Annotated in this window: 1 protein-coding gene; it reads left to right on the top strand. The window is 44.0% G+C overall.

The features are described from left to right. Positions 1-2,451 (top strand): type I restriction endonuclease subunit R (locus IBX48_RS10240; RefSeq protein ID WP_365942533.1); only part of this gene is annotated, 2,451 nt, incomplete at both ends.

The raw sequence follows: 2,451 nt of genomic DNA, 5'->3' as shown, positions 1-2,451 counted from the left end.
TGATTACTGAAGACCAACTAGAACAACTTTGCCTTGAGTGGTTTCAATCCATCGGTTATGACTATGCTAATGGCTATAACATCGCACCCGATGGTGACGCGCCAGAACGCAGTGATTACCGCCAGATTGTTCTGTTTGGTCGCTTATTAGCGCAACTTCAGGTCATTAACCCGCATATCCCCTCTTCTGTTTTAGAAAACGTGGCGCAGCAAGTTGCCAAGCCTGAAACCCTTGTCCTGATTAAAAACAATAAAACCTTTCACCAGTGGTTATTAGAAGGCGTGAAGATTAGCTTTAAACAAGACGGCAAAGACAAAACCGATTATGTGCAGTTAATTGATTTTAGCAACACCGCCAATAATCAGTTTTTGGTGGTCAATCAATTTACTATTATCGGCACAAAAGGGAATCGCCGCCCAGATTTGATTGTATTTATTAATGGCTTGCCTTTGGCCGTAATTGAGCTTAAAAACCCCGCTGATAGCCATGCGGATATTTGGCAGGCTTACCAACAGATACAAACCTATAAAGATCAAATCCCCGACTTGTTTACCTTTAACGAGGCCTTGGTCGTCAGCGATGGTTTAAATGCCCGCATTGGGTCTTTAACCGCGAATAAAGAGCGTTATTTACCTTGGCGAACCGTCGCCAGCGAAAATGACCAACCGCTGTTTGAATATCGCCTAGAAACCTTGGTTAAAGGTTTTTTTAAGCCCAAACTATTGTTAGATTACATTCGCTTCTTTGTGCTGTTTGAGCAGGATGGCGATAAAACCATTAAAAAGATTGCTGGTTATCACCAGTTTCATGCGGTGCGTGAAGCGGTTAAAGCCACGTTAATTGCATCGCAACAAGTAAAAAACGTGGCCGCCGAACCGCGTGCGAATTATGGTAACGAAGTGATTCCTGGCTCGCGTAAAGCGGGCGTGATTTGGCATACGCAAGGTTCGGGTAAATCCATCTCTATGGTCTGTTATGCGGGCAAACTGTTAGCCCAACCTGAGATGAATAATCCCACGATTGTAGTGGTGACGGATCGGAATGATTTAGATGGTCAATTGTTTAATACCTTTAGCATGGCGTCTGAAACCTTAAAACAAACCCCGATTCAAGCGGGGGATCGTGATGAATTGCGCGACATTTTGGCCTCGCGCCAATCGGGCGGGATTATTTTTACCACCGTGCAAAAGTTTGCGTTATTGGCGGAAGAAACCCACCACCCTGTTTTAAGCCAACGCCACAATATTGTGGTGATCAGCGATGAAGCACACCGCAGTCAATATGGTGATAAAGCCAAACTTAATACTAAAACCGGCGAATACAGCTTTGGCTACTCCAAACATTTACGTGATGCCCTGCCCCAAGCCTCTTTTATTGGTTTTACTGGCACACCGATTTCGGCTGATGACAAAGACACACGTGCGGTATTTGGCGGTTATGTGTCTATTTATGACATTCAAGATGCGGTAGATGATGGCGCAACCGTTCCGATCTATTACGAATCTCGCTTAGCTAAACTGGATATTAACGAGGCTAATATTGAAGCCTTAAACGACGAGATTGAAGAGGTAATGGAAGATGAAGAAGACATCCCTACTCGTGAAAAAACTAAATCCAAATGGGCGGCGTTAGAAAAACTGGTCGGCAGCGCACCCCGCATAGAGCAAGTAGGCAAAGATTTAGTGCAGCATTTTGAAACACGCACGTCTACCATGCCGGGTAAAGGTTTAATTGTCTGTATGAGCCGTGAAATCTGTGTCGATATGTATGATGCGATTGTGGCGATTAAACCTGAATGGCATGACCCTGATCCCGCCAAAGGTGCGATTAAAATTGTGATGACAGGCTCGGCATCGGATAAAGCGAAACTACAGAATCACATTTATAACAAAGAAACTAAAAAGCTGTTTGAAAAACGCTTTAAAGACGTTAATGACCCACTGCAATTGGTGATTGTGCGTGATATGTGGCTGACAGGTTTTGATGCACCCAACTGCCACACCATGTATATCGACAAACCCATGAAGGGTCACAACTTAATGCAGGCGATTGCCCGTGTAAACCGCGTGTTTAAAGATAAGCCAGGTGGCTTAGTGGTCGATTACATTGGGATTGCCAATGAACTTAAACAGGCGTTAAAAACCTATACCGACTCTAAAGGTAAAGGTGCGCCGACCTTAGATACCGCTGAAGCTTTTGCTATTTTGCAGGAAAAAATGGATATCGTTCGTGGGCTTTTCCATGGTTTTGATTACAGTGATTATGAAACCAAAGCCTTAAACCTTTTACCGGGTGCGATGAATCATATTCTGGGATTAGAAGATGGCAAAAAACGCTATTTAGACGTTATGGCGGCGATTAATAAAGCGTTTACTTTGTGCGGCACTTTGGATGAAGCTGAACCGCTTAAAAAAGAAATTGCGTTTCTGTCTGCGGTTAAAGCGGCGATTA

The sequence above is a fragment of the Thiomicrospira sp. genome, from assembly GCF_014859555.1.
In the GTDB taxonomy this organism is placed as follows: Bacteria; Pseudomonadota; Gammaproteobacteria; order Thiomicrospirales; family Thiomicrospiraceae; genus Thiomicrospira.
This window is presented reverse-complemented; position numbering and strand designations above follow the sequence as displayed.